The sequence below is a fragment of the Vibrio tubiashii ATCC 19109 genome (assembly GCF_000772105.1).
Taxonomy (GTDB): domain Bacteria; phylum Pseudomonadota; class Gammaproteobacteria; order Enterobacterales; family Vibrionaceae; genus Vibrio; species Vibrio tubiashii.
On sequence record NZ_CP009354.1, the window covers coordinates 1,416,265 to 1,440,645 of the forward strand.

Sequence of the window (24,381 nt, forward strand, 5' to 3'; positions counted from 1 at the left end):
CCCAATGCTCCGTTTTCTTGAGTTGGGCGTTTAGCTTGCTTTATCGTACTTGGACTCAAGGCCAAAGCTTTGTCTTAAATCGGCAAGGAAGATCGGGTCTTCACACATGGCTTTTTCCGGTTCATCGCTGATTTTCGCGACGGCGGCGCCATTGCACTCTGTCATTTTAACGACCATCGAAAGAGGTTGGTAACAGCTGGTTTCATCTGACCAATCGCCCATGTCATTCGCCAGAAATGTACCAATACCGAAACTGATATTAGCGCGATCTGCAAAGTACTCGCTAATTTCCAACGCGCGTTCAAAGTTCAGCCCGTCGGTAAAGATCAGCACTTTTGACTTTGGATCGATACCCAGTGACTCATAATGAGCAATCATTTTGTCACCCCAGTCAAATGGGCTTCCAGAGTCGTGTCGTACGCCAGCATAGACACTTGCACGTTCATAGGTGAAGTCTTGCAAAAACGCGTCAATACCTATGGTGTCTGTCAGTGCAATGCCCAGCTTGCCATTAAATGCTTGATACCACTTGTCTAAGGCGACCTTTTGCGACTGAGCAGGCTCCACCAGTTGCTGGTGAGCCATAAACCATTCGTGTGCCACCGTTCCGATTGGCGTTAAATCAAATTGTTTGGCTAAATGGTAGTTACTTGTACCGCTCATCAGTTCAGGTGCATGCTGGTGAAGATAGCTGACTAAGTCACGCTGCACTTGGGCGCTAAATCGGCGTCGGCTTCCCATCTCCGAGAATTGGAAATTGGTGATGTTTCTGCGTTTCAATTCAGACTTAAGATAAGTAATTTTTTCTTCCAACACACTGGCAAACTGCGAATAAGGAATGCCACTCCATCGAGTTCTATTGCGCACTTCAGAGATAATACTCATAACGAGCGTCTCGTAGAGAATGGTTTCGTGCCAAAGCCCTGAAATCGAAACACGAAGTTGACCATCAAGTGTGGTTACGCTGACTTGTTGCAGAGGTCTGAACTCGAACTCACTCAAGTAAGCGAGAAAGTCTGAGTCAAGGTAAGGGGCTTTCGCCTCAAGGTAAGCGATTTCTTCTTGGCTGAATGTAACTTGTGCGAGTTTGCCAATCTCGTTTTTAACGTCGCTTTTTAAACCAGATAAATCTTCGTATGAGCGAACAATAAGTTCATAGCGAACATGGGTATCTGGATAAAACTTTCGCGCAGCATGCATCATGTTGATCTTATAGACATCGAGATCAAGTGCGCTTTGGATGATGTTGTCGTTAAAAAGCTTGGCGGTCATTCAGCCATCCTATGTTTCTTAGGGCTTTATTGTTGCACTGAACTTTAAATAAGCGCCCAAGGTTTGTCAAATTATGTTATTAACTATAGTCGATTTGATTAAAACCTGTCTATTCTACTTTTGTTGAATAGATATATGGTTATAAAAGTAAGGGGTGAAATGAGTATGGTAAGGTAAGTCACGTATTGTTACTTTCCTGTTGACCTTATACGTTGTGGTGGTAATGTATCTAACAATTAAGGAGTTAGGGGTCGTACGATGATTGTCACCATTGACATGATATGCCTTAGGTTAGGTGATGAAGGGTTAGAGACCTTACTGATCAAAAGAAACAACCCAGACAGACCGGAACATGGCTTATGGTCAATACCTGGTGGGTTTGTCTTTGAGCAGGATTTATCTAATCAGGGAGGGCAGCAAGCTGACCAAGATTTTGATGCTGCTCGTAAGCGTATTTGTCGCCAAAAAATACATACTTACCCCAATTACATCAGCCAACCGATGGTTGAAGGTAACCCTAAGCGTGACCCAGAAGGTTGGAGTGTCACCATTGCTCATTATGCGTTGCTCAACCAAGCGAATGTAGAGCAAATCGAGAATTGTGGCTTGTGCCAAGAGCAACTGAGATGGTTTCCACTGAATAATATTCTGGATGATGAGATTGAACTGGCTTTCGACCATGCCGATTTGATTAAGCTTGCGTGGAAAAAGCTACGAGCGGCGGTTGAATACACCTCAGTCGCGCTGTTTGCTTTAGACCGAGAGTTTCTTGTTTCAGACATTATTGCCGCATACGCAAAATTTGGTGTAGAGGTGAATCGCATGACGGTTAAACGCCGTCTGATTGAGACTGGAGTCATTATCAGTGCGAATAAAATGGCTTCAACTAACCGCGGTAAAGGTGGTAAGCCAGCTCAAGTGTATAGCCTTGGTGAAAAGTGTGTAACCTATTTCCAAACCTGCCTGCGATGATGACGCAAGGAGAGAGTAATGCAATTTCAGACGATTAAGATTGATAAAACCACAACGGCCTCGATTGATGTTGATCCGCAGAAAGGCTTTAGCGAGTTATGCCCTAAAGAGCTGCCTGTACAGGGTGCTTTAGAGATTGTTGAAGAACTCAAGTGCAATCACAGTAAAGCTTCAGTGCGTTTGGTTTCTCGCGACATGCATCCACCTGGCGCAGTATGGGAGGCTGAAACGCCTGAAAATATGCTTGAACCTGTTGGCCTTCCTGAGGTGGACATTAAGTGGAATCCACACTGCGTCGTTGGAACGGCGGGCGTGGAATTGTTACCCGGTTTACCTGAAATTCGAGACTATGATTTCCAAATCAACAAGGGTATTGACCCTGACGCCCACCCGTATGGGGCGTTTTATCATGATCAGGCTGATACCCTTTCTACAGGTGGGATCGAATTCTTACGTGCTAAGCAAATAGAAACCGTTATTGTTGGTGGGCTCGCTTTAGATTTTTGTGTGAAAAAGTCGGTTGAGCAGCTTGTAGAGGCGGGTTTTAAGGTAATACTCAATCTTGCCTCAACCAGAGCCGTGTTTCCTGACAATGCGAACAACGTTGCCAATGCGTTGGCCGAGAAAGGCGTAATCTTAATAGAAGACGCTAAAGGATTGGAATAAACAACGGAGCGAGTATCGCTCCGTTTTTGATCGCAAACATGCGATAAGTATCAACTGAGTATTTGTATGGCAGGTTTTGTGAGTTTTCGCCATTTGTTACGAGAAAAACTGAGTTAACCTCAGCTCATGAAATTTACTCCACTATAAACATAAAGGTTGGTTGGGCTTATGCAGAACACAGTAATTAAGAATGTTGTTTTCGATGTCGGTAATGTGATTGTACGTTGGGCGCCACTGGAGATTGTGAGGCTGACATTTGGCAATGTAGAACAACCCGAAGCGCTGGCCAAGAAAGTCTTTATGAGTGATATTTGGCTTGATCTCAATCGAGGTTTTCTCACTGAAATTGAAGCCAAACATCGATACCAGCTTGAGTTAGATTTTACACCTCAAGATTGTGATCGTTTGTTCTATTACGTTAAGCAATCTTTAATTGAGCTTTATGGGGCTGTTGATCTAATTAAGAAGGTTAAAGCCGCTGGCTATGGTGTCTATGCCTTGACGGACAACGTCGTTGAAATTGTCGACTTTCTAAAAACAGAATACGACTTTTGGCCGTTATTTGACGCTGCTACTGTTTCCGCTGACTTAGGTTTGCTAAAACCCCAACCTGAGATCTACCACTCTTTACTCAATAACAATCAGCTCATCGCCGAGCAATGTGTTTTTCTAGACGATATGCCGCACAATGTTGAAGGTGCGAAGAATGTCGGGATGCACGCGATTCAATTCTTGTCGGCTGAGCAAGCTGAAGACGAGTTAAAAGCGCTAGATTTAAGGTTTTAATAAGCTAGTAAGAGGGGCGTGGCATGGAAAAGCTAGCTAACAACATATGGATTTTTGATGGCAGTACGGTTTCGTTCTTCGGACTGCCTTTTTCAACTAGAATGACAGTCGTTAAGCTCGCTGGTGGCGAGCTTTGGGTTCACAGTCCTATCGAGCTGACCGAGCAAGTCCAGAGCCAATTAGTGAGTTTAGGTTCGGTAAAATTTCTAATCGCCCCAAATCATCTGCATCATCTCTTTCTCCCTGATTGGATTAGTGCGTTTCCTGAAGCTCAGGTATTTGGTACTGATGAAGTGATTAAAAAACGCCGAGATATCCATTTTAACGCCTCACTAAACAGTGATTGTGTTTGGGAGTGGCAATCAGATATCGAACAGGTACTTTTCACTGGTTCTCCGTTGATGGAAGAATGTGTTTTCTTTCATAAACAATCACACACATTGATCGTTACGGATTTGGTCGAGAACTTTTCCGGTCGAGAGTTTAATTATTGGCAAAGAGTGGTCGCGAAGCGAGTAGGTATACTGGCTCCCAATGGCAAAATGCCAGCCGATTGGCGACTCAGCTTTATGTTTGGCAAAACAGAAGCTCGTAAACACCTTGAATGTTTGTTGAGTTGGAATCCAAGTGTTCTCGTGATGTCTCACGGCGAAATAGTCAGAGAAAATGCACGAGAATTCTTAACTAAATCATTTAAGTGGTTAATATAGTCACCAAGAATAAGACAATTCATTAGGTTGAAAATGAAGCAAAACATCGTTCACATCGCCTTAGTCGTCAAAGACTACGACGAGGCCATAGACTTCTATGTTAACAAACTGCAGTTCGAACTGATTGAAGACACCTACCAGCCAGAACAAGACAAACGTTGGGTTGTTGTAGCTCCACCGAATTCACACGGTGCGACCATACTGCTCGCCAAAGCATCGAAACCTGAGCAGCATGATTTTATTGGTAATCAATCTGGTGGGCGCGTGTTCCTGTTTTTAAGTACCGATGACTTCTGGCGTGATTATGAGCGAATGAAATCGATTGGAATTCACTTTGTTCGAGAACCCAAGGAGCAAGACTATGGCACCGTTGCGGTGTTTGAAGATTTGTACGGCAATCTTTGGGATTTGCTGCAGTTACACCCAGACCACCCTATGGCGAATCGTTGATCTTTACTGCACTTATGAGGTAGCGCGGCTGCCTCTTCGCTCTACTTGATTTACCCTACGCAAGTTGCCCATCTATGAATTGCTAATCTAAGGTGATTGGTTGTTCTTGTTTTATAAATTCTGATAATGTATTTTGTTTCATATGGTTAAGGCGAACATTCGCTATGTCTCTTGATGCTATTGGGGTTAAAAGGTCGCCAATAGCTGTGGTTCAATGAAATGAAAATACCAACCTTATTGTTAGCTTCCGCTTTCGTGCATGGGAGTGTCATGGCTGATAGCAAGCTGCAGCTTCCGCAGTGTGCTCACAGTGTTCAGCTAGAAACTGAAGTGCATTTGTACATTAATGATGATGTGCTAGCTGAATATTCTAAAGATTTTGTGCAAGCCAAAATTAATGCTTGGATGGCTTTCGCTAATATGACCCTATCGAATTCGTGTATACCAATATCTCGTAAAGTGACTCATATTGAGTATGTCCCAGCGATTGATAGTAGTTGGTTTAAGGACGTTGATGTGTCTGAGCGGTTTCTAAAATTATCTTTAGAACGTAACTTTCCAGAGCACAATAATGACGGCGTTCCTATTTTTAAAGGTATTGTGTTTGCCAACTTTAATGACAGCTACCAATCCAAATGGTGTGGCTATTCATCGAGCTCTTCGCTGTTTTTTAATATAGCGTTGAATTGTCATGATCATGTTATGGAGCATGAAATTGGTCATCTGAGCGGCGCTTCACACGATATAAAAACGCTAAAAGAACAGATGGTTAACTTTGATATTAACGAGTACCTAATCAGTTCGTATCCCAAAAGTGAAAAGTTTGCATTTGGAGCTGTTTGCTCTGGACGCGGCACAATCATGTCGTATGAGCGAGATATCATCCCTGTTTATTCTAACCCTGACACTACTTCCAATGACGAAACGTGTGGCTCCGAAGATCTAAAGAATAACGCGAAGGTACTAAGAGAATTCGCAAAGAAGTACTTACATAAGTAGAAGAACAATAATAAGGACAAGATTTAAAATGTTTAAAGAATCTGATTTCAAAATTGATACCAAGAATTTTCATTTCAAAAAAGATAGCTACCCACTTGCAAAGATTACCAATGCTAAATTTAAGCGCATGTCGTTGTTGGATAATTTAGGTCAATTGAGCTTTTGGCTTGCGTTATTTTCAGGATCAGCTTGGCTAGTAGTCAATCAGTTCAGTCCTGCTCCTTCATGGTTAATTGGTATCGCAGTGAGTTTGAGTGTTGTTGGTTTTCTATTTTCCCTAAGCCGATGTTCGCGTTATGCACTGCAAGTGGAATTTAAGCATATCGACGAGACGGGGACTCAATGGATCAATGTGGCTAAATCTTATTCTTCAGGCGACGGTCAATTATTAGAGAAACAAGTTGAATGTCTTAAGAAGGTTATCGGGTAAAGCATTGAACAAGAGTTTTATGGGTTTAAAGCAGAGAACCATGAAAAAAGTCCTAGTTATCTCATCTCTTATTGTCACTGCGGTACTTTTTTATCTAAATAGGCCCGATCAAACCCCTCTCGACTTGGATAATTTGGAATTAGTAACCTGTAGTCATGACGAGACGGTTTTATCGACCAAAGTGCACTATTTTGTTGATAGTTCACTAAAAGAGTTTTTCGGAAAGCGTAACGCCGTTAAGCAGATCGAGTTTGCCAACCAAACACTAGAGAACTCTTGTTTGCCACTTGAGCGTCAATTGGCGTCATACCAATATGTCGATTTTGGTTTTTCAGATACGGAGTATTTAGAAGAAGTCTATTGGCAAGGTCGCAATGCGATTGGCAAAGAGCGGTTAGATTCAATTGAAAATGATCCCCTAAACTACTTCGTTTTTGTTCTTGATTACCGTCACCCAATATTTGAAGAAGACATCAATGGCATGACGCACTGGGAGTTTAACCGTGGTTTCATCTTGTTAGCGGATGATGCGCCTCCTTATGTCCTTGAGCATGAGTTCGGGCATTTGATGCACGCAAATCATAGTGAAACCCTGTTCTTTTCATTGTTACAAGGACAACTTGAACGTAGCCTCAAGCCAGCAAATAAACACCTCGTCAAACCTTATGCAAGGGCTTATAAGTGTGCAAACGCTGGAACAATCATGAGTTACGAAAAGTTACTCTTACCCATCTATTCAGATCCGGCAATCTCTTATCGCGGTGAGTCTTGCGGTAATGAACTTCATGCGGACAACAACCGAAAGGTTCGTGAATTTATTGCCTCTTTGCGTCAAGCCATAGAAAATGAAGAAAACACCTAAGTTGACTTGGTTCAACAAGGAATAAAGTATATGGATGAAAACAGCGATATTTGGCGTCAATATTACGAAAAAGCATTAGTTAAACCTCACCTTAAGCGAACGGAGTTTGTTGCTAAGCTCAACAAGTCGTCTACTAAAGTAGCGATTGATTGCGGATGTGGTACAGGGAGCGATATTGATTATTTACTCGGGCAAGGCTACCAAGTGCATGGCTTTGATGTTAATCCCGATGCGATAGCCATTTGTCGAGACAGGTTTGGGCAAAATGCTCTGGCCGATATCTCACAGTCTTCATTTGAAGGCTATGATTACCCTCAATGCAGCCTTGCGATTGCCAACAATAGTTTGTTCTTCGCTGATCCAAGTTGCTTCTTAAGGACATGGGAAAAGATCGAGTCTTCGCTAGTAGAAGGTGGGGTGTTTGCTGGTGACTTTATGGGGACAAAAGACTCTTGGGCAAATAACTACCGTAGCCCAACGACACCTCTCACTGAGTCAGAAGTTAGAGTCCTGTTTTCAAACTTTGAAATTATCCGATTTGTTGAACGCGATGAAAAAGCTGAAACAGCATTGGGAAGACAAAAACATTGGCATACGTTTTCCGTCGTGGCGGTGAAGCACTCATAAAAGTGTAACCTAGTTGATGAAATACCTGAGGATTGAGGGATGAATTTTACTCACAAGAAAGTGACCACAAGCGATAAAGATTTCGCTTCTTTGGTACAGGAGCTGAACTCATCATTGCGCCAAATTACGGATGATTCAGGAGAAAGTTCTTTTTCACCTGATGAATTCAATTCTCAGTTGGATGGATGCATGGTGGTTTGTTTAGATAATCAGCCAGTTGCTTGCGGTGTATTTAGGTACTTTAGCGACGGCGTATGTGAACTAAAGCGGATGTATTCTAAGCAGCCTAAAGCTGGCGCTTTTATTCTCAATCTATTGGAAGAGTTCGCCATCAGCTTAGGCTACCATGAAGCGATTTTATCGACTCGTCGAGTCAACTTGAAAGCAGTTCGGTTTTATCAGCGAAACGGTTATAAAGAATGCGCCCCCTACGGAAAGTATATTGGCGTCTCAAGATCAATCTGCTTAAGTAAACCTCTCTCTCCAAGTCAATCAACTTAGCGATTATTGGGGGGCAAGCAACGCAGATAATGCTCACCAGACCAGAGAGTTTACAAACTCAATAATGTAAGAGAAAACTATGATTCGTAAAGCGGTAGTATCTGACCATTCAAACTTGGTTAGGTTGTTTATTCTCGAAAACCAGCACAATGCACAGTTAGCGCCTGATATTGTGTGTGAGACTGAAGATGTGTTAACGCTTGAGGAGCTTGAGCAGATACTCGCAGACAACAATCAATATCTCGTTGTAAAAGAGATTGATGGTGTTGCAGTTGGCGCGCTGTTAGGTTCCATCACTAAAACTCCGCAGCGTCGTTGGAGTCAGGCTAGACTATATGCTTATCTAGAAGAGTTAATAGTGTGCCCTGCCTCAAGAGGAAAGGGCATAGCTAGGGAGTTAGTCGATAGCTTTGTTCATTGGGCGCAATCTCATGATGCATTTTCGGTTGATTTGCATGTTTGGTCGAACAATGACAGCGCGATGGGTTTCTATCGCAGCTATGGGTTTTCTGAAAAGCAGTACTTGATGACGTACGCTAAAGAAAATAGTGAGTTAAAGCTATAGACCTAAAATTTATTGCCATTGACACTGAATAATTTATATACAAATATATTGATATGAAAATGACTCTAACGCGCCAAGATTCTCGAATTATCATCATTCCTTAGGAATGGTGGTGTTTTCACGCGTTTATTTTCGTTTAACCCACCCGAAAGAGGTGGGTTTTGTTTTTCTGCCTCTCGGGTTACATACCAATCAAAATAAATATCTGGTCATTCTTGCTGGTTAAAATCGCTGATAGCTGCGTTATAGATCTTATAGGTAGATCAACTAGCTAGCTGCAATCTATGCCTTGCTCTAAGCGATTTTTCCTGCGCAATTAGATGAGCACCTATTTATCCTGATTGGTATTTCCAATTTGTTCGATGGAGGAAATATGAAGAAAATCGCTGTTTTTGGAAAGCCAGGAAGTGGTAAGTCATCACTGAGTAAGCAACTCGCTCTGATTAAAAACTTACCATTGCATCAACTCGACTCTATTGCCTTCAGAAAAGATGGCTCGGCCGAGACAAGGGAAGTGTTTGATAAAAAGCATCAAGATATTCTCAGTGCAGACAGCTGGATCATTGACGGCTTGGGCCCGTTGGACTCTTTCAGCCAACGTCTTGAGTCTGCCGATACATTAATCTATATCGACTTACCATATTACGTCAGTTACTGGTTGGTGACTAAACGTATGCTTAAGGGGCTAGCGGTAAAACCAGAAGGTTGGCCGGAAGGGAGCTCCATCGTTAAGGGCAGCATGCAAAGCTATAAATTCTTACGGCTAAGCCCTAAATTTTGGAGTGCGGACTTTGAACAGCGCTTAAAGGGTTTTGAAGATAGTAAGTCAGTGTACATCATTCGTTCTTTGTCAGAATTGAATTCTTTCATTTCCCAACTTAAATCGGAGCTTATAGAGGCGAGTTAGGTAAGTGATTGTATCACTAAAGTTCGCCGTATCACTCGCAACAGAGAGGGAGAGACACTATCATATGTTCTAATTTCACTAACTAAGAACAATGACTATGTCTTTTCCTCCTTGCCCGAACTGCCAATCTGAGTATGTTTACCAAGATCAAATCAACCTAATATGCCCAGAGTGTGCTCATGAGTGGAACCCCAACGAGCCTGATGAAAGCGTGTTTACCGCGAAAGATGCCAACGGCACCGCCCTTGAAGAGGGTGATAAAGTGACGCTAGCGAAAGATCTAAAAGTCAAAGGGAGCTCTTTGGTGCTTAAAATTGGCACAAAAGCTGTGATTAGACGAATTGTTGAAGGCAAAGACCATGAACTTGATTGCAAAGTTGATGGTGCGGGAGAAATGATGGTGACCGCCAAGTTTGTTAAGAAAGCATAAAGTCACTGATAAATCAGAGGGAGTGTATGAACATTAAGGAATTTTCGCAATTAGTCGGCCTTTCGGCACATACACTCCGATATTACGAGAAAATTGGGTTACTAAGAAATGTCCAGCGCAGTCCAAGTGGCCATAGGGCTTACACGTCGCGCGATATTGAGTGGATAAGTTTTGTAATACGTTTGAAAGAAACAGGAATGCCCCTGGAAGAAATCTTGGATTACGCAAAGCTAAGAGAACTCGGTTCAGGCACATTATCAGAACGCCAGCAACTACTTGAACAACATCGAGAAAATTTGCTTTCCCACATTCAACAGCTCAATCAGCATATGGTGGCTCTGGATGAAAAGATCAAACGTTATCAATCAGGAAAAGTAGCTTGACTTAGAGTTAACTCTAACTTGTAAGGTGTTTCCTCACTTCAATACAGGAAACACACTTATGAAGCTTAATCGATTCGAACTAGGTTTAGAACAGTTAGACAAAATAGACGGTAAGGCAGGAAGAAACGTTATTGAAAGCCTTGAGGATGTCTGCCCAGATTTAGCCAAATTCATTATTGAATATCCATTCGGTGATATATACACCCGCGAGGGGCTTGATATTAAATCCAGAGAGATTGCTACAGTCGCAGCGCTCACTGCGCTCGGGAATTGTGCACCTCAACTAAAGGTTCATTTACATGCCGCCTTAAACGTCGGTTGTAGTGAAGAAGAAATCAAAGAGGTGATACTACAAATGTCTGTGTACGCAGGCTTTCCCGCGGCGTTGAATGGGATGTTTGCTTTTAAAGAGGTTCTGGCCGAAAAGATACAAAACCTTGATTAAATACCTATGGCACCTTAATGTTGAAAAAAACTCTCTTCTCTAAGCGAGTATTTTTAAGGATCATAGACAAACATGGACTCAACAAGTCAAAAGTATCTCGATCAATTTCTTGCGACGTTATCCCCTAGCGTCGCCAAGCAATACACTTCATTTAGTGCTGATTATTTCTGCGCTGATGAACACAATGCCAACCTATGTGCGGATTTGATCTTGCGTGGCGAGAAAACCGCTTCGTGTAGCATGGAGTATTGGTACAGCCATGAAGATGAGCTAATGCCACAAGTTGGCCACCTACAAGTGGTGACCAATTGGCAGGGTGAGCCCGTTTGCATTATTGAAGTCACTTCCGTTTCAACCTGTCCATACAATCAAGTAACGGCTGAGTTTGCTGCATCTGAAGGGGAAGGTGATAAATCACTCCGCTGGTGGCGTGAGGCTCATTGGAAGTTTTTCTCTTTAGAGTGCGAAGAGCTAAACATCGCACCGAGTGAAGAGATGCTATTGGTTCTTGAGCGTTTTAAAGTGGTCTATCGCGAAAGTTTTGAGCAATAAATCACTTTAATTTTATGAAAATTTCAATAAGGGTAAGGTAAATTACTAATAATTGATTTCCTTTGGGTTCATATTCAATGAGACGGTGAACGGGTGAAGTTCAACCAACAGGAAATCAACTTATGACCACTAAACGGGATGGCGGGCTAACGGAACTGCAGATTGAACGCTTTCATCGAGACGGATTTATAGGCCCACTCCCCAAATTTTGCGAAGAAGCGCTAGTAGATGAAGTGCATTTATCGTGCTTAGAAGCAGTTAATAATCCCCACCCTCACCCGATATACGGTCGATACTCCGTTCGAGACTGGCATCTAGTCTTCTCAAGGATGGAAGAGTTCCTTACACACCCTGTGTTAGTCGATGTGTTGCGATCATTGATTGGTAACGATCTCGTATTATGGCGTTCTAAGATCTTCTATAAGAAGACCAATGAAAGAGGTACTGGATGGCACCAGGAATGGGGTGATTTTGATGGAGAAGAAATTGGCAATTGTAAACCGAGTCTAAGACCACAAAACAGGGAAAATAACTGGTGGAATATTACAGTTTGGGTCGCTTTGACGGACGTAGAACTGGAGTGTGCGCCTCTAAGGTTTATTAGAGGTTCACATAAGAAGAAATATCCCAAGAAAATGGTCCCAATGCCTCAATCCGAGTTTTGGCATGATCCATTTATTGGCTGTAAGTCTGTAGCCGATATAGTGGATAGAGCACGAAATTTGACGTTAGTGCTCGATGTCGATACTTCAAAAATTTTTGAAGGCGTAGATGTTTCTCGATATACCTTGGAAGAAGCGAAAGAGCATGTTCGATGTCATTTAGAAAAATTCCCCGCTAAGAAGACACTTGGTATTGATGAAAGTAAAGAAGACATTGTGACTTTGCCAATGAAGCGAGGTGAGTTTGTTGTTTTCACTGAGCGCACAATGCATGGATCACTGTCCAACCTGTCGAATAAAGATCGTTTAGCGGTAAATTTCAGAGTGACAACGACTGATACAGATATCTACCCAAGCCGACATCAAGGTGACTTTATAGATGGCTCAAACTTAGATATCACAAAGCATGAGAACCTCCTTTTAAGCGGAGAAGATCTTTCTCTTGGCCGCAATAAGTATCGCTTAGGTAAAAGGAGGTAACGAAGTGTGTATTCAGACTCAATGTCACGAACAGCGTATACTTGTCGAAGCTGAACGATTTATAGAAAACTCAACTACCTCCGAGTTGCGTAATTACTTGATAGATCTAGTGAACAAACATGAAAAGGTAAGAGTTGAACTAGGTATTAATCTTGTGGCCGCAGAGGCCCCAATGAGTAGTTTTGCTCGAAACTTGCTCAGCTGTGATTTGGGGTCACGTGCTTCTGGAGGTGCGATAGGGCGTAGAAGTAGAGTGTTCACTGGGCTTGATGCTGCTGATGAAATCGAAGCATTAAGTATGTCGCTTCTAAAGGGGTTGTTCGATTGTAAATACGCTGATCATCGACCGCTTGGAGGTTTGCACGCCAATATGATCGTATATGCATCGTTAAAGCGGTATCTCTATACCTCCGATTTGATGACCTTAGACTTGATGCATGGCGGAAATAGCTCGAACCACATTTTGGGACCACCAGGGGTACTAGGCTATTCAATTGGTTTTATTCCGGTTGATGAGCGTAGTTTGAAGATTGATCTCGACAGATTCGAGGATGTAGCGAAAAGAAAAAAACCATCCTTAGTGAGTTTAGGGGCGGGTGTTAACCTTTTCCCATTTCCAGTGACAGAGATTAAAGAGATCGTATCTCGTTGGTCTGGAAAGATTTTATTTGATGGTGCTCATCAGGCGGGGTTAATTGCCGCTGGGATGTATCCAAACCCATTAACACAGGGAGCCGATGTATTCACCGCCTCAACTGGGAAAACCTTCAGCGGTCCTCAAGGTGGTCTCATATGTTGGAACTCTGGCGAACTTTCCGATGCTTTAAGTACGACAATTTTTCCGACCCTAACTGGTTCTCATCAGCTTAATCGAGTGGCAGCGCTAGTCGCTTCCTCTATCGAAATGAAAACGCATGGAAAAGAGTATATGGCACAAGGAATCAATAATGCTAAGCGCTTTGCTTCCGCATTGTATGATGAAGGCCTTGATGTTCTCTATGCAGACTATGACTTTACGGAAACACATCAAGTGCTGGTTCATTGGAAGCATCCGGAGGGCGCAAAAGCTGCGTGCTTTCGACTCGCAAGTGTTGGCATCTTTGCCAATGCAGTCCCTTTACCGGGAGATAACAGTCTGCTGTCTGGAATACGGTTTGGCATGACCGAAGTAACACGATTAGGAATTAGGCCCGAAGAAATAATCGAAGTTGCAAAGATAACATCAGGTGTTTTACATGGACACTATTCTTCAAAGCGCGCCCGATCACGAATAGCAGGCTTAGCTACGGTATTGTCAAATATCAACTATTGCTTGGAGGAAATCTGATGGCTTCAGGCATAGAGCTTACAACTTTTATGTTAGCGACTCTTCTTTACGCATTTATGCCGGGTCCAGCAATGCTTTACAGCATCGCACAGACAATTTCAGGTGGGCGTCGAGTTGGTTTAATGGCTGCATTTGGCCTCCACATAGGTGGGTACTTTCATGTGGTTATGGCAGTGTTAGGTTTGTCAGCCATCCTGACTGCGCGCCCAGAGCTCTATTCTATAGTACAAAAACTAGGGGCGTTGTACTTAGTTTGGCTAGGATTTCGGCGTATTTTTCTAACGAAGCATGTGTGTGGTGCAATGCTTTTGGATGGTTCAGCTAATCAAGCGAGGAGGACGTTTATAGATAGTGTCATCGTTGATGTTCTCAATCCCAAAGCAGCGATTTTCTATCTTGCGTTTCTACCGCAATTCGTCAATGAACAGGGCAGTGTTGCCGTATGGTTACAAATGCTCATTCTAGGTGTTATTACCAATATCACCTTTAGCAGTGCAGATTTCATCAGTGTCTTGTTATCAGACAACCTCAAGATTAAGTTTAACTCGAATAAGCTATGGGTTGAGTCTCTCGCTCGTTGGGCTGGCTCTATTTTCATTATCTTAGGTGTAATGGCATTTTTGAACACTAGTAGTTGAACTACTGACAGTAGGTGTCAGTAGAAGGTGGATAGTATGGATCAAAATGTATATCACACGGAGTCTATAGATAAATGAAGCCTGATAACAACTTTGCTGTTTGCCTATGTGGGAAAGTAGAGATGAAGATAAAGTGGAAGAATTCGAAATACACGGTATGTCATTGTAACTCCTGCCAGAAGTGGAGTGGAGGCCCTCTCTTAATGGCTTCCTGTGGTACTGAGATCGCTTTTGAAGGGCGAGAATTTATTAAAGAGTATCGTTCTTCTCCTTGGGCAACTCGGGCTTTCTGTACTGAATGTGGCACGCATCTATTTAGCCGCTTTATTGAGAATAACAGCTACAACATTCCGGTAGGGCTATTACCTAGTAACGAGAATATGGCAATGGACGTTCAATACTTTATTGACCAAAAACCAAAACACTATAGCTTTGCAAATCAAACGAAAACGATGACCAATGCCCAAGTGTTGGCGTATTTTAGTTAACGAGATTAAACATGGAATTACAAACTATCAAAGAAATTGAGTTAGCAGGCTTTTCAGTCAGAACCACCAATGCAAAAGAACAACTCGCAGTAACTTCAAAAATCGGTCAGCTATGGGAAGTTTTTTATAATCAAGCGCTACCCAAGTTGAGCCCAGATTCGCGTATTTACGGTGTGTACACCAACTACGAATCTGATTGTAATGGAGCGTACGATGTTGTTGCGTGCTCTGATGCGTTAAAAAGTGAAACTGAAGGTGGTTTCGTAAAAACTCAGATTAAGGAAGGCTCTTATTTAGTGTTTGCTGCTGAGGGAGATTTTCCTAAAGTTGTTATCAACTTATGGGAAGTAATTTGGAATTACTTTGAAGCCGATGATTGCTCCTATAAGCGTGCTTATACGACGGACTTTGAGTTTTACAAAGGTGCTCAAGAGGTAGAGATTTACATTGCCGTCGAGTCATAGACTTAGATCCTCTCTTCGTGTGCTTTCTACTGGTCGAAGCTAGTCAAACGATGTTAAGTTATCGTTACTAAAGACAAAAGTAGAGAAGAGCATGATTCGGCACATACTACTGATTAAGTTTAAACAAGACGCTCAGTTATCAGAGATTGCAAAACTTAGAGCCCTTTTTGAGCAAATGCCTAGCAAAGTGGAAGGTGTAGCAGAGGTTGAGTGGGGGCTGAACGATAGTCCAGAAGACAAAAACCAAGGATTCACGCATTCAGTCTTGATGACGTTTGTAGATGAGGCTGGGCGACAAAACTATTTACCTCATCCAGAACATGATGCGCTGAAAGACGTGTTCCGCCCTCTGTTAGATGACATCATCGTATTCGACTATCAAGTGTAGAGCTTAGTGATTGAAAAAGGAGTTTTCTTGGATGCAGTTAGTATTTAATCCGGCTTCGGACGCTCGATACGCTGAGTCTCTGACTCTTGAAAATATGTCGGCGTATTATCAAAGTAGAGGAATAGAGTGGGATCATCAACGCTTTCTCGAAAGTTGGCAAGAGCTAGATAACTTTGAAATCTGTGTGGATGAAGAGCGAGTTGGTTTAGTTCGCTTTAGTTATGACCAAGGTGAAACAACGTATCTACGAGATTTCCAGTTAGAGCCACAGTTTCAAGGCAGAGGCTATGGCTCTAAATCTATAAGCTTGATAAAACAGCATGCAAGGGAGCGAGTCTGCTCACAAATCATCTTGAGGGTGTTTATTGAAAACCCTGCAGTACAACTCTACCAAGCACATGGCTTTTCCAAGTCTTCTGAAAATAACGGACTGATGGAAATGGTATGTAGGCTATAGCACAGTACCTATTGCAGTATCTTAGATACAGGAGGTAAGCGCTTGAGTGAAAAGAATCTTGCCAAGATGGGCTCTGCTAAGGTGACTCTCGTTGAATACAACGGCCGTCGCTGCATTAAAAAGGCCAACGCGTCACAAGTTGAGAGAGATTTTTACCAGCACACCGCCAATAAGATCTCTGGTGTTAATACTCCGCAACTGGTCGATTTAGTCGGTGACACCCTTTATATCGAATACATTCCTAAGCAGGTGAGCTTAGCATTTTTGCACCTCCAACCTAGCTGCTTTCAACAGTTAGCTGCCATTCATCAATCATCTCATGTTCCTCAATTCAATCTGAAACAACATCAGTGGACGCAGGCTGCTACCGATAGTGCGCTTAGCGTACTGGCGTTGCCCAATACAACGGGTGATGCTCTGATGACAATGTGCGCTTTAAGTGATGAGCTATTTTCGTCCAACACCTTGATATCGGGAGATAGCAACGAAGGAAACTGGGGCGCGCGTAAAAATGGAGAGCTTGTGCTGTTTGATTGGGAGCGATTTGGTAAAGGAAGTCCTGCGATTGATCTTGCGCCTCTAATTCGAGCGATGGGAACAATACAAGAGTACGACTTTATTGTTGATCGTTACTTAGAGTGCAACGATTGCATGACAAAAGATACATTACTCAAGCATGTTGTTTTAGCGAAAGGATGGATAGTGGTGGAAGTCACCAATTTGCTCATTTCTCGCAACAACAAGAATACGGAAATGTACTTAGACTGGTACAAGAGAGAATTGCCGAATTGGATGAGTCGAATTGAAAAGGTGTTGTAAGGGGAAACCATGACTTACGAAGAGTTTAATCAGTTCTGTGGAGAGTTCTCCGCGACAAGCCACGTTATTCAATGGGGTAACTCTCACGTATGGAAAGTCGGTGGGAAAGTCTTTGCCATCGGTGGCTGGAGCGACGGTGGAGATGCGGCATTCACTTTCAAAACATCGGATTTGAACTTCCAGTTTCTGAGTGATTGTGACGGGTATAGACCCGCGCCTTATTTTGCTTCACGTGGCATGAAATGGATTCAACAAACTCAAACATCAGGCGAGTTAGATGAAGACTTGAAATACTACTTGTCTGAGTCATATCGCTTGGTGGCTTTGGGGTTAAGTAAGCGAAAGCGGCAAGAGTTAGGGATATCAATTGAGATCTAGAGATCTCTGTAAATTGAAGACTCAATTTAGGCAGAAGGGGTTACATACACTAGTTTGGAATCTCGATTAATTGGAAAAGGAAGAAAACATGAAAGAGAGTCTAACAGTTAGCTTAGCTCAAGTTCCGGTTGTTAAAGGCGACGTAATGGGAAACCTTGAACATCACATCAAGATGATTAAACAGTCATCTTGCCACAATGCGGATGTTGTCGTTTTTCCGGAATTATCTTTGACTGGCTATGAACTTACTTTAGCCTCCGATCTTGCTCTCTCACCTGAGGTGCAGAGCTTTAAAGAACTCTCACAAGCTTCAGTTGAAAATGAGATTATCGTTGTAGCTGGATGTCCGCTAATAGCTGATAAATCCTCAAAGCCAACTATAGGAGCAGTCGTTTGTTTTCCTAACGGAACGGTTGATTTTTATTCCAAACAGTACCTTCATGATGGTGAAGATGAATATTGCGCTACAGGCGATAAAGACTATCTATTTAAAGTGAACGGCTACCAAGTGGCATTGGCGATTTGTGCAGACTTTGTTGAACCTAACCATTCTCAACGAGCGAGAGATTTAGGTGCAGACATCTATCTTGTTAGCGCTTTGATTTCTGAAACAGGTTTTGCCGCAGATGCAAAGATCTTATCGGATATAGCACTAGCGCATCGTTTTCCTGTACTTCTGAGTAACCACATTTCAGTGACTGGGGGTTGGGACGTATGTGGCAACAACTCCATTTGGAACTCGCGTGGTGAATGGGTAAGTAGTTCTGCGTCGAAAAACAGTGGGTTACTTGTATGCACCATTCAAGATGAGAAAATTAAAGTGGTTAGAGTATGACAGCTAATGTGTTTGACTAGAAAGTACATCGTCTGCCCAATGAGCAGCGGCCGAAGTAAGTCTCTTTTTTGCTCTGACAGATACGTCTCCTTACCAATAATCAGAGAGCGTCCTTATTAATCATCGAGTGTGATGTGTATAATCATCTACTCATTTAAGGCTATTGATATGGCTTTAGTCGGCTTAAAAAATGGATTATTGATGCAGTTACAAAATATCGACAAGCAGCTATACCGTTCTCGTTTGAATATCGTGATTGTCGCCTGTATTGCGGCTTTGTCTGCATTTAGTTTGGCAATTTCCCAAACGTTGATTTACCTATTCCCAGCAGAGCAAGGTTCTCATTTTCACTGGAACTTACTTGGTGTCATCGTCAGTGCAATTGGAGTAGTGGTGACGTTAGTAAAGTTAAAAACGCACCCTAAAATGCGTGAAGTGGCGTATGTGTGGGATCTTAAACAGGCCTTAAACCTAATCCACCGTAAGAATCGAGCACTCCAAACCGCGGCACAAGATGGAAATGTTAATGCGATGCTGGCACTTCAATTTAGCTACGAAGGCTCTCGTCAGCTTTGGCAACTCGATGACAACACCATCACTATGAACAGTTTAAATGCCGCTCAAGCGAACCTCGAACAATGGGTTCAAGAGTATGGTGTTACCTTGGATATCTCAGATTATCATTCAGGACTTTTGAAGTCGTTCTGAAAAATGAATGGGTAATTCTAGAATGGTTTGATTGCCTGAAAGAGCACGTCAGTCAGGCAGTCAAACCGTTGGCTTAGTTTTACAAATTAGCCCAAGTAACGTGTTTTTAAATGATCTTGGAAGAACTTCGCATTGAGTGTTTCACCAGTCGCTTGCTTCACAAGTTCATCCGTGGTTAACAAGCTTCCTTTACTCCAGATCTTATCTTCTAGCCAAGTGAAAATAGGTGATAGGTCACCGTTTCGGCTTATGTAGTCAACGTCAAACACCTTTCCAATCAGTAGAGATACTTATAGTTGTTGAGTCAAATTGAGTCCAAATTTGACCTCAAATTAATGTTGGCGTAAAATTTTTGTGTAACTTATAGCGAGGTCACTATGAACAAGACTCATACGATGTCACAACGCGCTGCAAAAGATAGCCTTGGTAATCCTGATGCCTTCAAAGGCGGCTGTGTAGTAACAAAAAATGGTACGGCTGAACTGTATATTCAAACTGCAGAAGAAAGGGAACAAGAAGAACAAGTCATTCATGTGGAACGACAGGCAAATGCGCTGTTAAAGTTGGCTATGATGGCCAAAGATGATGTTGTGGCTGGTCGAGTTCACTCTAAAGAAGAAGTATTAGAACGTCTTCGCGCAGCAAGGAGCTAACTCTTGGAAGTCATCTTCACGGAAATGGCTGTGAACTGTTTACTAGAAATTGAATCGCTTGCTGTTGAAAACCATTCAGAAGAACAAGTGGCGGCATTTACTGAAGGTTTAGTAAACCGAAATTACGATGCAATCTCTGAAGACCCTGAACGTTACAGATATAATCCAACATTGTTGGATTTTGGAGTCAAGTTTAGGGAAAGACTAGATAGTTCTTATCGTTGTCTATATGAAATCATTGATAACAAAGCTTATGTGATGCTTGTTTTACATACTAAACAAGATTTAATTAGCGCCCTATATCGGCACCAGATAATCAAAGGCTTTAATTGATTAAAGTTGCAACTAGTGCGGGAACAGCCGGAGTGACTGTTCCCGCATTAAGCTTATAAATAGCGGCTCTTCAAATGCTCTTGGAAGAACTTGGCATTGAGTGTATCACCAGTCGCTTGCTTCACAAGTTCATCCGTGGTTAACAAGCTTCCTTTACTCCAGATCTTATCTTCTAGCCAAGCGAAAATATGTGATAGGTCACCGCTTCGAATAGCGCCGTCTACATCAATCGTTTGTTTCATGGCTGACATAAACTGAGCCGCGTACATGGCACCTAATGTGTATGACGGGAAGTAACCAAATGCGCCGTCTGTCCAGTGGATGTCTTGCATACAACCATTCTTATAGTTGCCTTCTGTTGAAAGCCCTAAGTACTGTTGCATTTTTTGATTCCATAGCTCTGGAACGTCTGTATGTTTTATTTTGCCATTGATTAGGTCGCGCTCGATTTCATAGCGCAAAATGACGTGTGCAGGGTAGGTGAGCTCGTCAGCGTCGACACGGATAAAGTCCTTTTTAACTCGTGTGTAGAGTTTTTGGAAGTTTGATTGCGAGAACAACTCTGCGCTGTGACCATCAAAATGCTGGCCAGCTAGACGAGCAAGGTGTTCGATAAATGCGTCACTTCGGCCTACTTGCATCTCAAAGAATAGAGACTGAGATTCGTGGATACCCATTGAACGCGCTTCACCAGATGGCAAGCCAGACAGCGTTTTTGGTAGTCCTTGCTCGTAACGTGCATGCCCAGTTTCGTGAACAATGCCCATTAAGGACTGAACAAACTCGCTTTCATCGTAACGAGTGGTAATACGAACGTCCGTTGGTACGCCGCCACAAAATGGGTGAACACTCTCATCTAAGCGTCCGTGATTGAAGTCGAATTGAAGCAGCTTCATTACTTCGAGGCCAAGCGCTTTCTGCTTATTGGTATCGAAAGTGCCTTCTGCTTGTACGAAATGTTCAGCGGCTTGCTTATCGATTACTTGGTTGATCAGCTCAGGCAACCAAGTTTTTACGTCGCTAAAAAGACGGTCAAGAGATTCGGAGTTAGTCCCTGGCTCATAGATATCGAGCATGGCATCGTAAGGAGAAAGTCCATTTACTTCAGCGCGAATTTGCGCTTCTTCTTGTGAGAGCTTTACCACCTCTGCCCAGTTTTTTTCAAAACCCTGCCAGTCATTGTTTCCGCGTTGGGTACGCCATGCGTGCTCACATTTAGAACCCGCTAAAGATTTGGCCTGAACTAATGACTCTGGTAACACGTTTGCCTGTTGCCATTGACGCTTTAACTCGCACAATGTGGCTTTATCTTGAGTGTTTAACTGTTCAGATTCGGCTTCAGCAAACCAGTCTTCTAGTTGTGGCTGAGTATGTAAGCCGTGAATGTGCACCGACAGTTCTGCCATTGCTTCCGAGCGAGCTTGATTTCCGCCTGATGGCATCACAGCTGCTTGGTCCCAACCACAAATAGCAGCAAGGTGATTGAAGTGAGAAATCTTCTTAGAATGTTGTTTGAGTTTTTCGAATGCGCTCATGGATCGCCTTCCGTGACTATTGATTTGTAAAGGCGAAAGCTTATCAATCAATGATTATGAGACCAAGTGAATTTAATCAAGAGTTGAACCTCGGTTATACCTTCCTATAACATGGGGTGGAATTGTAAACAGCCCCTAATCAGTCAGGACGACCCATGATTATCAATATCGAAGCCTTTTTAATCGCAATTACTATTCTTACCCTGACTCCTGGGTTAGACACTGCCTTGGTAATTCGTAACTCCTCGCGCGGTGGTTTTAGTGATGGCTTTTTAACAAGCTTAGGGATATGTCTTGGTCTGTTCGTCCATGCCACGTTTTCGGCGGTGGGTATTTCTGCGATTTTGGCTCAATCTGCTGAACTGTTTAACGCGGTGAAGATGGTTGGCGCAGCCTACTTAATCTGGCTAGGTGTGATGACTTTGAAAGGCCTTTTAAATGGAACGAGTTCTGGTTTAAATGCAAACGTCGTGGTGGGTTCAACGCCTCTTGATGCAAAGCGGTCACTACGTGAAGGATTTCTATCTAACGTGCTAAACCCTAAAACAGCGGTTTTCTACCTCGCGTTTTTACCTCAGTTTATCAACCCTGAAGGTTCGGCATTTTTGCAGTCTTGCTTAATGGCTGCGATCCATTTTGTTATAGCCATGGTTTGGCAGTGTGGTTTAGCGGGCGTGCTTACGAAAGCGAAAAACTTACTTCAAAGTCAACGATTTACTCGCTGGATGGAAGGTTCGACAGGGGCGGTTTTAGTCTTCCTTGGTATCAAGCTTCTAGTTGAAAAGCCTCAGGTATAGTCTGTGCTTAGCTCGATATTGGCAAACCAGTGTAAAAGATGATCACACAGTGCGTGGGGTTTGGCTAACGGCAAGTCGTGCGCATCACAATCAAAACGTTTTATTTCTACCTTCCAAGCCTTCGCTATAGCTTCGCCACATCGACTATCTACTAGTTTGTCTCGTTCGCTAACAATGATTTGAGTTGGAATTGCTGGTGGAGCGCTTTGCCCTTTAAATTTTGCCGCAGCATACAGTTGTCGAATCGCATTGATCGCCGTGACAGGGTGATTTCGCGCAAGATTAAGGTGATGTTCGATCACTTCAGGATGATGAAGGCTGATTGGGCTTGTCCATTCGATGATGGACTGTTGGAATGCTTCACTCCCTTTTAAACTTGATGCACCAATGCTGAGTAGGGCCTGAAGGTTTATTCGTTGCCAAAAAGGACTGTAACGAGAAAAGCTCGGATTAATCAGGGTTAAGCTTGCTACCTGACCCGGTAGTACATGTGCCCAATGACTGGCGAGCATAGAGCCCATTGAAATCGCGACTAAGTGATAACGTTCGCAGTTCTTAGGGAGTTGTGCCAGCACAGGTGCAAGCATTTGCTCGATACCGCTTGGGCTAGTTTTGTTGTAAAGCGCACCGTTGCCGGGGACATTGGGCGTGATGATCGCGATATCTGGAGAAGCTTGCTGAATGGCATTGACCGTATCTTGCCAATGACCGCTTTCTCTTAATAACCCTCTGACTAAGACTATCGGTACCATAGTTTGTTGGCCTTTTCCCTATACTTTTCTTCATCGCTTATCGACATATTGGCGAGTAGATCGTTGTCGAGCACCTGAATTAAATAGCTTAGCAGAGTGCTGTGTCGCCGCTGTACCCGTTTTATCCTATGGGGTTTAGTCGGGTGAAACATTTGGCTGAATCTCAGCATTTGTATTGGGTTCTTTTTCACCCATAGCCAAGAACCAAGTTCAAGAGTGAGGGGTAAAAAGTCGTTCTCTGATTTCGTTTGATGTTGTATAAGCATCCAATCCCAAAAGTCGCCATGAGTTGTGTACTGGTGCCATTGCGGTTCAAACTGGTAAAGCTCGTAGTGAGGGTAGCTTTTGCGAAACTGTCTATACAGCAGGTAGTATTGGGACAAATTACTTGGCGGATGTTTACTGTGGGCATATGGAAACCAAAGCCTATCACGCGTGCCAAAGCCACTATGAAGGTCGAGTAGAATCGAAGAGCGGGAGTGCTCTGTACTACAGAGAATGTACTGTGACAAGGCTTGTAGCTCTCGTTCCATCTGATCGGGGTTACCACGATACCACGGCAGTGCAGAACTAAAATTTTGCCCAGCATAGAGCTGATGAATAGGGTTTGAGCTTTTGATTGGCGCGTTTCTCATCAAATCGACACCATTGTGGTTGGCTCGCTTTTTAAGAGCGACGCCCCACGGATTAACGACTGGAATCGCGATGATTCGAACTCTCTCCAGTGATTCTTGTAATTGTCTATCCCATTCAAGTCTGCGTAGTAAGCTCTTAACAAACGCTAGAATGATCTGGCTACCAATTCGCTCGACACCATGAACTGCCCCTGTAAAGAAAAGGCAGGGAGATTGTTGAATGTTTGCTCCTATTTCCAAAGCGTATAATGGCAGAGACTTCCCTTGATGCGGTATTTTATCGAGGAGGTTTAAACGTACGTTCTGAGGAAACTGATCGGTGAGTTGTTCAATGTGCTGAATGTCACGGGGGATATGTCCAATCATTATCAAGCTCTAACAGGGTTTGAGACAAGTTTAGAACTGTAGGAGGTCGATTGGGTGAAGTATTTGTTTCAGTTAGATAAAACAAAAATGCGAAGCGCTTCCGCTTCGC

At 43.0% G+C, this 24,381-nt stretch carries 34 protein-coding genes and 1 pseudogene; 30 read left to right on the forward strand and 5 right to left on the reverse strand.

Features of this window, described 5'->3' with window-relative positions:
* Positions 1 to 30 precede the first annotated feature (30 nt).
* Entirely contained in the window at positions 31 to 1,272 is a 1,242-nt protein-coding gene (gene pncB, locus IX91_RS06380; protein WP_004743432.1) for a nicotinate phosphoribosyltransferase, read from the reverse strand.
* 258 nt (positions 1,273 to 1,530) lie between these two features.
* Between pncB and IX91_RS06385 the strand changes: the two genes are divergently transcribed.
* From IX91_RS06385 to IX91_RS06515, 27 genes are all read left to right on the forward strand, one after another.
* Positions 1,531 to 2,244, forward strand: a complete 714-nt coding sequence (locus IX91_RS06385; RefSeq protein ID WP_004743433.1) for an NUDIX hydrolase — start codon at positions 1,531 to 1,533, stop codon at positions 2,242 to 2,244.
* Positions 2,245 to 2,262: 18 nt separating this feature from the next.
* A complete protein-coding gene (locus IX91_RS06390) occupies positions 2,263 to 2,910 on the forward strand; it encodes an isochorismatase family protein (protein ID WP_004743434.1) in 648 nt (215 codons plus the stop codon).
* Between the two features lie 168 nt (positions 2,911 to 3,078).
* Complete coding sequence (locus IX91_RS06395; RefSeq protein ID WP_004743435.1) at positions 3,079 to 3,696, forward strand: HAD family hydrolase; 618 nt, start codon at positions 3,079 to 3,081, stop codon at positions 3,694 to 3,696.
* Between the two features lie 23 nt (positions 3,697 to 3,719).
* Positions 3,720 to 4,406 carry a DUF4336 domain-containing protein gene (locus IX91_RS06400; RefSeq protein ID WP_004743436.1) on the forward strand — a complete coding sequence of 229 codons (687 nt, stop codon included), beginning with the start codon at positions 3,720 to 3,722 and terminating at the stop codon, positions 4,404 to 4,406.
* A gap of 33 nt (positions 4,407 to 4,439) precedes the next feature.
* Complete coding sequence (locus IX91_RS06405; RefSeq protein WP_004743437.1) at positions 4,440 to 4,856, forward strand: VOC family protein; 417 nt, start codon at positions 4,440 to 4,442, stop codon at positions 4,854 to 4,856.
* 270 nt (positions 4,857 to 5,126) lie between these two features.
* Entirely contained in the window at positions 5,127 to 5,855 is a 729-nt protein-coding gene (locus tag IX91_RS06410) for a hypothetical protein (protein ID WP_004743438.1), read from the forward strand.
* Between the two features lie 28 nt (positions 5,856 to 5,883).
* On the forward strand, positions 5,884 to 6,285 hold the full coding sequence (locus IX91_RS06415; protein WP_004743439.1) for a hypothetical protein: 402 nt from the start codon (positions 5,884 to 5,886) through the stop codon (positions 6,283 to 6,285).
* Positions 6,286 to 6,325: 40 nt separating this feature from the next.
* Positions 6,326 to 7,147, forward strand: a complete 822-nt coding sequence (locus IX91_RS06420; RefSeq protein WP_004743440.1) for a hypothetical protein — start codon at positions 6,326 to 6,328, stop codon at positions 7,145 to 7,147.
* Positions 7,148 to 7,177: 30 nt separating this feature from the next.
* A complete protein-coding gene (locus tag IX91_RS06425) occupies positions 7,178 to 7,774 on the forward strand; it encodes a class I SAM-dependent DNA methyltransferase (protein WP_004743441.1) in 597 nt (198 codons plus the stop codon).
* A 39-nt stretch (positions 7,775 to 7,813) separates the two neighbouring features.
* On the forward strand, positions 7,814 to 8,275 hold the full coding sequence (locus IX91_RS06430; protein WP_004743442.1) for a GNAT family N-acetyltransferase: 462 nt from the start codon (positions 7,814 to 7,816) through the stop codon (positions 8,273 to 8,275).
* A 79-nt stretch (positions 8,276 to 8,354) separates the two neighbouring features.
* Positions 8,355 to 8,840, forward strand: a complete 486-nt coding sequence (locus IX91_RS06435) for a GNAT family N-acetyltransferase (protein ID WP_004743443.1) — start codon at positions 8,355 to 8,357, stop codon at positions 8,838 to 8,840.
* A gap of 373 nt (positions 8,841 to 9,213) precedes the next feature.
* A complete protein-coding gene (locus IX91_RS06440) occupies positions 9,214 to 9,747 on the forward strand; it encodes a P-loop NTPase family protein (protein ID WP_004743444.1) in 534 nt (177 codons plus the stop codon).
* 97 nt (positions 9,748 to 9,844) lie between these two features.
* Positions 9,845 to 10,177, forward strand: coding sequence for a zinc ribbon domain-containing protein YjdM (locus tag IX91_RS06445; protein ID WP_004743445.1), 333 nt, complete (start codon positions 9,845 to 9,847; stop codon positions 10,175 to 10,177).
* Between the two features lie 26 nt (positions 10,178 to 10,203).
* Positions 10,204 to 10,560: a MerR family transcriptional regulator gene (locus IX91_RS06450; RefSeq protein WP_004743446.1), complete on the forward strand. Its 357-nt coding sequence runs from the start codon at positions 10,204 to 10,206 to the stop codon at positions 10,558 to 10,560.
* A 58-nt stretch (positions 10,561 to 10,618) separates the two neighbouring features.
* Positions 10,619 to 11,005: a carboxymuconolactone decarboxylase family protein gene (locus IX91_RS06455; RefSeq protein WP_004743447.1), complete on the forward strand. Its 387-nt coding sequence runs from the start codon at positions 10,619 to 10,621 to the stop codon at positions 11,003 to 11,005.
* Positions 11,006 to 11,077: 72 nt separating this feature from the next.
* Positions 11,078 to 11,557, forward strand: a complete 480-nt coding sequence (locus IX91_RS06460) for an ASCH domain-containing protein (RefSeq protein WP_004743448.1) — start codon at positions 11,078 to 11,080, stop codon at positions 11,555 to 11,557.
* Positions 11,558 to 11,679: 122 nt separating this feature from the next.
* Positions 11,680 to 12,699 (forward strand): phytanoyl-CoA dioxygenase family protein, encoded by a 1,020-nt coding sequence (locus tag IX91_RS06465; RefSeq protein WP_004743449.1) that lies wholly within the window; start codon positions 11,680 to 11,682, stop codon positions 12,697 to 12,699.
* A gap of 4 nt (positions 12,700 to 12,703) precedes the next feature.
* Positions 12,704 to 14,026, forward strand: coding sequence for a serine hydroxymethyltransferase (locus IX91_RS06470; protein WP_004743450.1), 1,323 nt, complete (start codon positions 12,704 to 12,706; stop codon positions 14,024 to 14,026).
* Positions 14,026 to 14,664 (forward strand): LysE family translocator, encoded by a 639-nt coding sequence (locus IX91_RS06475; protein ID WP_004743451.1) that lies wholly within the window; start codon positions 14,026 to 14,028, stop codon positions 14,662 to 14,664. Before IX91_RS06470 ends, IX91_RS06475 begins: the two co-directional genes overlap by 1 nt.
* Before the next feature lie 74 nt (positions 14,665 to 14,738).
* A complete protein-coding gene (locus tag IX91_RS06480) occupies positions 14,739 to 15,152 on the forward strand; it encodes a GFA family protein (protein ID WP_038197364.1) in 414 nt (137 codons plus the stop codon).
* Positions 15,153 to 15,163: 11 nt separating this feature from the next.
* On the forward strand, positions 15,164 to 15,616 hold the full coding sequence (locus IX91_RS06485) for a GyrI-like domain-containing protein (protein WP_004743453.1): 453 nt from the start codon (positions 15,164 to 15,166) through the stop codon (positions 15,614 to 15,616).
* A 91-nt stretch (positions 15,617 to 15,707) separates the two neighbouring features.
* Positions 15,708 to 16,004 (forward strand): Dabb family protein, encoded by a 297-nt coding sequence (locus IX91_RS06490; RefSeq protein ID WP_004743454.1) that lies wholly within the window; start codon positions 15,708 to 15,710, stop codon positions 16,002 to 16,004.
* 31 nt (positions 16,005 to 16,035) lie between these two features.
* A complete protein-coding gene (locus IX91_RS06495; RefSeq protein WP_004743455.1) occupies positions 16,036 to 16,461 on the forward strand; it encodes a GNAT family N-acetyltransferase in 426 nt (141 codons plus the stop codon).
* 42 nt (positions 16,462 to 16,503) lie between these two features.
* Entirely contained in the window at positions 16,504 to 17,280 is a 777-nt protein-coding gene (locus IX91_RS06500) for a phosphotransferase family protein (RefSeq protein WP_236642864.1), read from the forward strand.
* Between the two features lie 9 nt (positions 17,281 to 17,289).
* A complete protein-coding gene (locus IX91_RS06505) occupies positions 17,290 to 17,658 on the forward strand; it encodes an MmcQ/YjbR family DNA-binding protein (RefSeq protein WP_004743457.1) in 369 nt (122 codons plus the stop codon).
* An 88-nt stretch (positions 17,659 to 17,746) separates the two neighbouring features.
* The gene (locus IX91_RS06510) at positions 17,747 to 18,493 is read left to right on the forward strand and encodes a carbon-nitrogen hydrolase family protein (RefSeq protein ID WP_004743458.1); all 747 of its coding nucleotides are present in this window, start codon (positions 17,747 to 17,749) and stop codon (positions 18,491 to 18,493) included.
* 201 nt (positions 18,494 to 18,694) lie between these two features.
* Positions 18,695 to 19,201, forward strand: coding sequence for a DUF3087 domain-containing protein (locus IX91_RS06515; RefSeq protein ID WP_038197367.1), 507 nt, complete (start codon positions 18,695 to 18,697; stop codon positions 19,199 to 19,201).
* 86 nt (positions 19,202 to 19,287) lie between these two features.
* On the opposite strand, the pseudogene IX91_RS06520 reads toward IX91_RS06515, so the two are convergent.
* Positions 19,288 to 19,473 (reverse strand): annotated as a pseudogene (locus tag IX91_RS06520) (carboxypeptidase M32); the annotation flags it as partial.
* A 105-nt stretch (positions 19,474 to 19,578) separates the two neighbouring features.
* Here IX91_RS06520 and IX91_RS06525 point away from each other — a divergent pair.
* Both IX91_RS06525 and IX91_RS06530 read left to right on the forward strand, forming a co-directional pair.
* Entirely contained in the window at positions 19,579 to 19,854 is a 276-nt protein-coding gene (locus IX91_RS06525) for a hypothetical protein (protein ID WP_004743461.1), read from the forward strand.
* A gap of 3 nt (positions 19,855 to 19,857) precedes the next feature.
* Positions 19,858 to 20,187 (forward strand): type II toxin-antitoxin system RelE/ParE family toxin, encoded by a 330-nt coding sequence (locus IX91_RS06530; RefSeq protein WP_004743462.1) that lies wholly within the window; start codon positions 19,858 to 19,860, stop codon positions 20,185 to 20,187.
* 53 nt (positions 20,188 to 20,240) lie between these two features.
* Here IX91_RS06530 and IX91_RS06535 read toward each other — a convergent pair whose 3' ends face one another.
* On the reverse strand, positions 20,241 to 21,722 hold the full coding sequence (locus tag IX91_RS06535) for a carboxypeptidase M32 (protein WP_004743463.1): 1,482 nt from the start codon (positions 21,720 to 21,722) through the stop codon (positions 20,241 to 20,243).
* 155 nt (positions 21,723 to 21,877) lie between these two features.
* On the opposite strand from IX91_RS06535, the gene IX91_RS06540 reads away from it, so the two are divergent.
* Entirely contained in the window at positions 21,878 to 22,519 is a 642-nt protein-coding gene (locus IX91_RS06540) for a LysE family translocator (protein WP_004743465.1), read from the forward strand.
* Here the strand turns inward: IX91_RS06540 and IX91_RS06545 are convergent.
* Positions 22,510 to 23,271: an alpha/beta fold hydrolase gene (locus IX91_RS06545; protein ID WP_004743466.1), complete on the reverse strand. Its 762-nt coding sequence runs from the start codon at positions 23,269 to 23,271 to the stop codon at positions 22,510 to 22,512. The two genes, IX91_RS06540 and IX91_RS06545, sit on opposite strands and share 10 nt — an antisense overlap.
* Complete coding sequence (locus IX91_RS06550) at positions 23,259 to 24,272, reverse strand: DUF2817 domain-containing protein (protein WP_004743467.1); 1,014 nt, start codon at positions 24,270 to 24,272, stop codon at positions 23,259 to 23,261. Before IX91_RS06550 ends, IX91_RS06545 begins: the two co-directional genes overlap by 13 nt.
* Between the last annotated feature and the right edge of the window lie 109 nt (positions 24,273 to 24,381).

Bases quoted from the DNA above. Each gene is read 5' to 3' on its own strand.
- IX91_RS06480 (WP_038197364.1), top strand. From the start codon at position 14,739: ATGAAGCCTGATAACAACTTTGCTGTTTGCCTATGTGGGAAAGTAGAG.
- pncB (WP_004743432.1), bottom strand. From the start codon at position 1,272: ATGACCGCCAAGCTTTTTAACGACAACATCATCCAAAGCGCACTTGAT.
- IX91_RS06440 (WP_004743444.1), top strand. From the start codon at position 9,214: ATGAAGAAAATCGCTGTTTTTGGAAAGCCAGGAAGTGGTAAGTCATCA.
- IX91_RS06515 (WP_038197367.1), top strand. From the start codon at position 18,695: ATGCAGTTACAAAATATCGACAAGCAGCTATACCGTTCTCGTTTGAAT.
- IX91_RS06405 (WP_004743437.1), top strand. From the start codon at position 4,440: ATGAAGCAAAACATCGTTCACATCGCCTTAGTCGTCAAAGACTACGAC.
- IX91_RS06455 (WP_004743447.1), top strand. From the start codon at position 10,619: ATGAAGCTTAATCGATTCGAACTAGGTTTAGAACAGTTAGACAAAATA.
- IX91_RS06395 (WP_004743435.1), top strand. From the start codon at position 3,079: ATGCAGAACACAGTAATTAAGAATGTTGTTTTCGATGTCGGTAATGTG.
- IX91_RS06540 (WP_004743465.1), top strand. From the start codon at position 21,878: ATGATTATCAATATCGAAGCCTTTTTAATCGCAATTACTATTCTTACC.
- IX91_RS06385 (WP_004743433.1), top strand. From the start codon at position 1,531: ATGATTGTCACCATTGACATGATATGCCTTAGGTTAGGTGATGAAGGG.
- IX91_RS06450 (WP_004743446.1), top strand. From the start codon at position 10,204: ATGAACATTAAGGAATTTTCGCAATTAGTCGGCCTTTCGGCACATACA.
- IX91_RS06425 (WP_004743441.1), top strand. From the start codon at position 7,178: ATGGATGAAAACAGCGATATTTGGCGTCAATATTACGAAAAAGCATTA.
- IX91_RS06550 (WP_004743467.1), bottom strand. From the start codon at position 24,272: ATGATTGGACATATCCCCCGTGACATTCAGCACATTGAACAACTCACC.
- IX91_RS06465 (WP_004743449.1), top strand. From the start codon at position 11,680: ATGACCACTAAACGGGATGGCGGGCTAACGGAACTGCAGATTGAACGC.
- IX91_RS06390 (WP_004743434.1), top strand. From the start codon at position 2,263: ATGCAATTTCAGACGATTAAGATTGATAAAACCACAACGGCCTCGATT.
- IX91_RS06495 (WP_004743455.1), top strand. From the start codon at position 16,036: ATGCAGTTAGTATTTAATCCGGCTTCGGACGCTCGATACGCTGAGTCT.
- IX91_RS06430 (WP_004743442.1), top strand. From the start codon at position 7,814: ATGAATTTTACTCACAAGAAAGTGACCACAAGCGATAAAGATTTCGCT.
- IX91_RS06505 (WP_004743457.1), top strand. From the start codon at position 17,290: ATGACTTACGAAGAGTTTAATCAGTTCTGTGGAGAGTTCTCCGCGACA.
- IX91_RS06420 (WP_004743440.1), top strand. From the start codon at position 6,326: ATGAAAAAAGTCCTAGTTATCTCATCTCTTATTGTCACTGCGGTACTT.
- IX91_RS06510 (WP_004743458.1), top strand. From the start codon at position 17,747: ATGAAAGAGAGTCTAACAGTTAGCTTAGCTCAAGTTCCGGTTGTTAAA.
- IX91_RS06475 (WP_004743451.1), top strand. From the start codon at position 14,026: ATGGCTTCAGGCATAGAGCTTACAACTTTTATGTTAGCGACTCTTCTT.
- IX91_RS06525 (WP_004743461.1), top strand. From the start codon at position 19,579: ATGAACAAGACTCATACGATGTCACAACGCGCTGCAAAAGATAGCCTT.
- IX91_RS06400 (WP_004743436.1), top strand. From the start codon at position 3,720: ATGGAAAAGCTAGCTAACAACATATGGATTTTTGATGGCAGTACGGTT.
- IX91_RS06460 (WP_004743448.1), top strand. From the start codon at position 11,078: ATGGACTCAACAAGTCAAAAGTATCTCGATCAATTTCTTGCGACGTTA.
- IX91_RS06435 (WP_004743443.1), top strand. From the start codon at position 8,355: ATGATTCGTAAAGCGGTAGTATCTGACCATTCAAACTTGGTTAGGTTG.
- IX91_RS06545 (WP_004743466.1), bottom strand. From the start codon at position 23,271: ATGGTACCGATAGTCTTAGTCAGAGGGTTATTAAGAGAAAGCGGTCAT.
- IX91_RS06445 (WP_004743445.1), top strand. From the start codon at position 9,845: ATGTCTTTTCCTCCTTGCCCGAACTGCCAATCTGAGTATGTTTACCAA.
- IX91_RS06415 (WP_004743439.1), top strand. From the start codon at position 5,884: ATGTTTAAAGAATCTGATTTCAAAATTGATACCAAGAATTTTCATTTC.
- IX91_RS06485 (WP_004743453.1), top strand. From the start codon at position 15,164: ATGGAATTACAAACTATCAAAGAAATTGAGTTAGCAGGCTTTTCAGTC.
- IX91_RS06535 (WP_004743463.1), bottom strand. From the start codon at position 21,722: ATGAGCGCATTCGAAAAACTCAAACAACATTCTAAGAAGATTTCTCAC.
- IX91_RS06490 (WP_004743454.1), top strand. From the start codon at position 15,708: ATGATTCGGCACATACTACTGATTAAGTTTAAACAAGACGCTCAGTTA.
- IX91_RS06410 (WP_004743438.1), top strand. From the start codon at position 5,127: ATGGCTGATAGCAAGCTGCAGCTTCCGCAGTGTGCTCACAGTGTTCAG.